The sequence below is a fragment of the Sporosarcina ureae genome (assembly GCF_029267015.1).
Lineage (GTDB): Bacteria > Bacillota > Bacilli > Bacillales_A > Planococcaceae > Sporosarcina > Sporosarcina ureae_D.
Genome location: NZ_JARIEA010000054.1, coordinates 1 through 4236, shown reverse-complemented (window position 1 = coordinate 4236; position 4236 = coordinate 1). Strand labels below are relative to the sequence as shown.

Annotated in this window: 7 protein-coding genes; all 7 read right to left on the bottom strand. The window is 43.2% G+C overall.

Translation table 11 applies throughout. The features are described from left to right. Positions 1 to 733, bottom strand: a 733-nt coding sequence (gene cobA, locus Q7P97_RS08605; RefSeq protein ID WP_303968800.1) for a uroporphyrinogen-III C-methyltransferase, incomplete at its 3' end; no start/stop codon positions are given. A gap of 12 nt (positions 734 to 745) precedes the next feature. Beyond that, positions 746 to 1342, bottom strand: coding sequence for an adenylyl-sulfate kinase (gene cysC / locus Q7P97_RS08600; RefSeq protein ID WP_303968799.1), 597 nt, complete (start codon positions 1340 to 1342; stop codon positions 746 to 748). Between the two features lie 11 nt (positions 1343 to 1353). Then, positions 1354 to 2496: a sulfate adenylyltransferase gene (gene sat, locus Q7P97_RS08595; protein ID WP_303968798.1), complete on the bottom strand. Its 1143-nt coding sequence runs from the start codon at positions 2494 to 2496 to the stop codon at positions 1354 to 1356. Positions 2497 to 2565: 69 nt separating this feature from the next. After that, complete coding sequence (locus tag Q7P97_RS08590; RefSeq protein ID WP_303968797.1) at positions 2566 to 3273, bottom strand: phosphoadenylyl-sulfate reductase; 708 nt, start codon at positions 3271 to 3273, stop codon at positions 2566 to 2568. Between the two features lie 183 nt (positions 3274 to 3456). Beyond that, positions 3457 to 3597 carry a hypothetical protein gene (locus Q7P97_RS08585; protein ID WP_303968796.1) on the bottom strand — a complete coding sequence of 47 codons (141 nt, stop codon included), beginning with the start codon at positions 3595 to 3597 and terminating at the stop codon, positions 3457 to 3459. 137 nt (positions 3598 to 3734) lie between these two features. Beyond that, entirely contained in the window at positions 3735 to 3866 is a 132-nt protein-coding gene (locus Q7P97_RS08580) for a hypothetical protein (protein WP_303968795.1), read from the bottom strand. Between the two features lie 135 nt (positions 3867 to 4001). Continuing rightward, positions 4002 to 4133 (bottom strand): hypothetical protein, encoded by a 132-nt coding sequence (locus tag Q7P97_RS08575; RefSeq protein ID WP_303968794.1) that lies wholly within the window; start codon positions 4131 to 4133, stop codon positions 4002 to 4004. Between the last annotated feature and the right edge of the window lie 103 nt (positions 4134 to 4236).

Sequence of the window (4236 nt, the reverse complement as noted above, 5' to 3'; positions counted from 1 at the left end):
CAAACCACTGTAACTCGTCGCGCAAACGGACAACTTCACCAATCACAATCATACTTGGATTTTTGACATCTTCAAGGCGTGCCGTTTCTGTCATAGTAGAAAGTGTTGCAGTAACTGTACGTTGCGTCTCTGTAGTCCCCCAATGAATAAACGCAACAGGTGTGTCTGGATCCTTGCCATGTTGAATTAATTGCTTCTGTATATAGGAAAGATTACTGACCCCCATGTAAATCGCAAGTGTATCAATACCTTTGGCAAGAGCTTGCCATTTCTCAGCCTCATCGGCTCCTTCTTTACGATGGCCCGTGACGATAGCGAATGATGCACTATAATCACGGTGAGTAACGGGAATACCTGCATAGGCAGGAGCTGCGATTCCAGACGTGATGCCTGGAATCACTTCGAATGGGATGTGATGCTTCACCACAAACGCTGCTTCTTCACCGCCGCGACCGAATATAAATGGATCGCCGCCTTTTAGACGTACGACTTGTTTACCTTGCTTCGCATGCTTAACCAATAAGAAATTAATCATATCTTGCTGGACGAAATGATGCTTCGGAAGCTTGCCTACGAATATCAACTCCACATCCGCCTTAGCGTACGTTAAAATCTCTTGATTGATCAGTCTGTCATAAAGAATTACATCCGCTTGTTGTATAGCTTTCACTGCTTTGACGGTCAATAAATCTGGATCTCCTGGACCCGCTCCGACTAGCCAAACTTTTCCCATTCTAACCACTCCTTAATTAATCCATTTTTTATCACGCAAGTAGCCGATTAGTTGCTCGACACATTCTTCCACTGTATATTTATCCGTTTCCAATGTAAGTTCAGGATTTACTGGTGCTTCATAAGGCGATGAAATCCCGGTGAATTCAGGAATGACACCGGCACGCGCTTTTTCATACAATCCTTTTGGGTCACGTTGTTCACAAGCGTCTAGCGGACAACTAATATACACTTCGACAAATTCGTCTTCTTCAACGAGGTGTCTCACGCTGTCACGATCTTCTTGGAAGGGGGAGATGAATGCTGTGAAAACAAGTTGACCGCTATCGATGAATAACTTTGAAACTTCACCGATGCGACGAATATTTTCTTTTCGTGCTTCATCAGAAAAACCAAGATCTTTATTCAAGCCGTGGCGGACGTTATCTCCGTCAAGTACATAAGTATTAGCGCCGAGATCATGCAACCGGCGAGCGGCTGCATTTGCAATAGTGGATTTACCTGAACCGGATAGACCGGTAAAGTAGAGAACTGCGCTATGATGACTGTTTTTTGCTCGTTGTTCTTCTTTAGAGATTAATTGATTATGCCATACAATATTCTTTGTCATTTCGCTTCTCCTCACTTCACCGGTTCTTTTTCTTTTAAGCCATTGATCAATACATCGACAACTTCTTTACGACTGAATTCCGGTGGAGGCAAGATGCCGTTTTTCAACATCTCACGTACTTTGGTTCCTGATAGAATGACATGATTTTCACTGGAATGCGGGCAAGTTTTTGGTGTTGCCATGTTGCCGCAAGTCTTACAGAAGAAACTGTGTTCAAAGAAGAGTAATGTAATACCGATTTCATCCGCTGTGAAGTTCGAGAAGATCTCTTGAGCTTCATACGTGCCATAGTAATCGCCAACACCTGCATGGTCACGACCGACAATAAAGTGGGTACAACCATAGTTTTTGCGTACAAGCGCATGGAAAATTGCTTCACGTGGACCTGCATAACGCATTGCGGCAGGGAACACAGCTAGCTTGACACGATCTTCAGGATAGTAATCACGCAGCAGTACTTGATAACTTTCCATCCTTACATCTGCGGGAATATCATCTGATTTCGTCTCTCCGACTAGCGGATTGAGTAATAGGGCATCGACAATCTCCAGTGCAGTTTTTTGAATATATTCATGTGCACGGTGAACAGGATTACGTGTTTGGAATCCGACAATAGTCTTCCAACCATTAATTTCGAATGCTTGACGAGTTTCAGAAGGATCGAAATAAAACTCAGCAAAATTTTTCTGTTCAATTCGTCTAATCAATTTGATTGGCCCGCCTAGATAGATATGGCCGCGATCGAGTAACTTGGCTACGCCAGGATGAGCGCGATCAGCTGTTTTATAAACCTTTTCCGCTTCTATTTGTTGATCAGGTTCAAAAATATCTTTAATTTCAAGCGTTCCATAGATATCACCTTGGTACTCAAGCAAAACCGTGTCACCTATTGAGTAAAGAGAACGATCCTTCACAGGTAGCGTAATCGGTAAACTCCAAATAGTGCCGTTTGCCAAGCGAATATCGTTAACAACTGCGTGATAATCTTCAGAAGTCAAGAAACCTGTTAACGGGCTGTATGCTCCTGTTGCGATCAATTCCAAATCACTAACCGATGTAGCGTCTATTGAAATTGTTTTGTGTACTCCTTCAATTGAAAGACTGGGATCGTATAAATTCACTAAACTGCCGCCATGTGGTTGTATCGTTGTCATTATATAAACACCTAACTTTCTTATATTAATAAGTCATATAGAAATACTTGGTTTTGAATTTAAAAAAATTTACGTATGCAGTCCGCATTCTGTCTTGCCGCTACCTGTCCAACGTCCAGAACGCATATCTTCTTCGGTGAATGCTGGTTTTGTACACGTTGCACATCCGATACTCGGGAAACCTTTATCGTGAAGCACGTTATAATCGAGTTCATGTGTATGGGCAAAGCGCCAAACATCTTTCCATGTCCAATGAATCAGTGGACACACTTTAATCTTTTTAAAACGATTATCTAAGTTCAAATACTCTGTAGAACTTCTCGTTTCGGATTGTTCTCTACGTAATCCTGATATCCAAGCAGTGGAAGGAGAAATCGCTTCTTCCAACGGCTGAATCTTACGCAAATCACAGCATTGATTCGGATTGGTTTTCCAAAGGTCCAAGCCGTATTGTTCTGTTTGTTCATCGATAGTCAAATTAGGTTGTTGTAAATGAATTTGAAGCTGTGGATAACGCTTTTTCACCTTTTCTATCGTTTCATAAGTCTCTTTAAAGTGATAATTGGTATCCAAAAAAATAATTTTGGCATCTGCCTTCACGCGTGAAATTAGTTCGATCAATACAATGCCTTCGATACCAAAGCTACACGCATAGACTAGCTTTTCTCCATAGTGTTCATACGCCCATTGCAATACTTCAGAAGCCCCTTTTGTCTCGGAATCTACTGGAAACTCCGGCAAGACCGATATCTCTTTCCACGATTCGAATGTGACCATTCCAACCCCCACTCTCTTGTTATAGTATTATCAGTTTAACAGACAATTAAAAATAGTCAATGCAAATTAGAATAGTAGGGATTAGAAGTTTTTCTGTTTTATTTGTAGTTGAGGTGAGAGCGAGGATTTGGGATTTGGTGTAGTAAGTAAGAGTCGGCACTAGGTAGTTGTTTTTGCAATATCTTACTCTTCCTTGTTTTGCAGAGGTAGTGGTTTGACTAAGTAAGTGGAGCGGTCATTGGCCCCACTTCGGCGGTGGTGGATGGCTTCCGCAATGAGCCAGACAGGAAGAGCGCCTGGCTGTCTCATTGCTACGCCTACCACTGGCAGCCGCCTTCGTTGGATCATGTGTAAGGCAGTTCATGTACTTGTTTTTCGAGTACGAAGATAATTTGTTCGTACAAGTAAGTAGGATACGATGTGGGGTAGTTATTTTTGCGACCCCCTTGCTCTTCCTTGTCTTATGCAGAGGTAGTAGTTTGATTGTCTATGTAAGTGGGGCGGTCATTGGCCCCACTTCGGCGGTGGTGGATGGCTTCCGCAATGAGCCAGACAGGAAGTGCGCCTGGCTGTCTCATTACTACGCCTACCACTGGCAGCCGCCTACGTTAGATTGGGTGTAGGGCAGTTCGGGTACTTGTTTTTCGAATATGTGGGAAGGTGTTTGTACAAGTAAGTAGGATACGATGGTAGGTAGTAGTTTTTGCAACCCCTTACTCTTCCTTGTCTTATGCAGAGGTAGTAGTTTGATTGTCTATGTAAGTGGGGCGGTCATTGGCCCCACTTCGGCGGTGGTGGATGGCTTCCGCAATGAGCCAGACAGGAAGAGCGCCTGCCTGTCTCATTACTACGCCTACCACGTGCAGCCGCCTTCGTTAGACAGTGTGTAGGGCAGTTCGGATTCTTCTTTTGCAAGGATAGGAACTAGTACTACCCAGTCACTGGTTTGATCTACTATAAACC